Consider the following 1,413-nt stretch of genomic DNA (forward strand, 5'->3'; position numbering starts at 1 on the left):
GATCTGCCCGTCGCTTTGTGCTGGCACTCCCTGGTCGAGAGTGCCAATGCCGACACTATGACGCAGTTAGCACTCAGTCAACTAGAGTGCCAACGAAGTGGTTGGCGCTCCCACCAGCGCTTTCCCACTGGTGGGAGCCAACTCATGACGCTCGGGCCGTCTCTGGGCCGTCTCGCCCCTGGTCAGAGCCCTGGAAGAGGGTATCGAGCGCACGCCGTGTACGTGCCCGACTGCTTGGCATCAGGTGCGCGTAGACCCGCAGCGTGAGTGCCGGATCGGCGTGTCCCAGGTACTCGCTCACCGCCCGGATGCTCTCACCCGCATCGAGCAGCACGGAGGCGTAGAAGTGCCTGAGGGCATGCATGCCGTGCTCCCGGGCGGATACGTGCCGCTTTCCTCGCTCGGGCTCCGGGATGACGCCAGCGGCGACCAGGGCGGGCTTCCACGCGTCGACGTTGAAGTTCTCCCGCCGCACAGCGGCCCCACTTCGTGTGGTGAAGACCAGGCGATGCGTCACGGGCCGTCCGTCTGGTCGCAGCCACGGGAGGGTCACGGCGGTCGGCCGGCTCTTCTCCATGTGTGCGCGCACAGCGTCGGCCACGGTGCGAGGCAGCGGTACGTCACGCAGCTTGTCGCACTTGGGCGGGGCGTACACCGGCTTACCTCGCACGAGCTTGACCTGTCGCAGAACATGTAGCGACTCGTCCTGGAAGTTCAGGGCGTCCTCGGCGATGCCGAACACCTCTCCCTGCCGCAGACCACACCCGGCGGCCAGGTCGACCATGGGCCGGTAGATCTCAGGAAGGCCAGCGCGCACTGCGAAAACGCGCTCGGCCTGCCAGGGAACTAGCCGCTTCGGCTCGATGGCCGGAGCCCGGACGGTTCCGGCGTCGCACGGATTACGGCTCAAATGGCCGTCGTCCACGGCGGCCGACAGAACCGCCCGCACGTTGGCGTAGATCGTGCGGCCGTACGAGCCAGCCACCCCGGCCCGTTCCAGTGCGTGCACCCAGTCCCGAATGTGTCCGGGTTGGAACGAGCCGAGGGGACGTGCGCCGAGATACGGATAGGCGTGCCGCCTGAGCCGCATCTCGACCATGTCCCGGGTGCTCACGTTCGTTGTCTGCGTTGCGAGCCACTTCTCCGCGTACTGCCGGAAGGTGATGCGTCCGGCGCGGGGATCGATGTATTGGCCGCGCGACATGTCAGCCTCGATCTCCGCGAGCCACCTGTCAGCCAGGCGCTTCTGTCCGTCGGGGAACGACTTGCTCTTCTCAGTCCCGTCGGGGCCGATGTAGCGGGCGCGGTAACGCAGGCCGACGCTGTGGCGGTCGGTCTTGACCTTGGTCGGCTTCCCTTCCGGGCCGGTGGTGGTCGTGTACCAGCGGTCTTGGATGTGACCCGCCATCAGGC

1 protein-coding gene is annotated in these 1,413 nt (G+C 66.9%); it reads right to left on the reverse strand.

What is annotated here, in order from left to right; all coding sequences use genetic code 11:
* Nucleotides 1-142: 142 nt before the first annotated feature.
* Entirely contained in the window at nt 143-1,408 is a 1,266-nt protein-coding gene (locus ABZW18_RS34760; RefSeq protein WP_356195519.1) for a tyrosine-type recombinase/integrase, read from the reverse strand.
* Nucleotides 1,409-1,413 lie beyond the last annotated feature (5 nt).

Origin of the sequence: Streptomyces sp. NPDC004647 (assembly GCF_040609575.1) — a bacterium.
Lineage (GTDB): Bacteria > Actinomycetota > Actinomycetes > Streptomycetales > Streptomycetaceae > Streptomyces.

Excerpts from the sequence above, each read along its gene's own strand:
- ABZW18_RS34760 (WP_356195519.1), bottom strand. The coding sequence starts at position 1,408 with ATGGCGGGTCACATCCAAGACCGCTGGTACACGACCACCACCGGCCCG.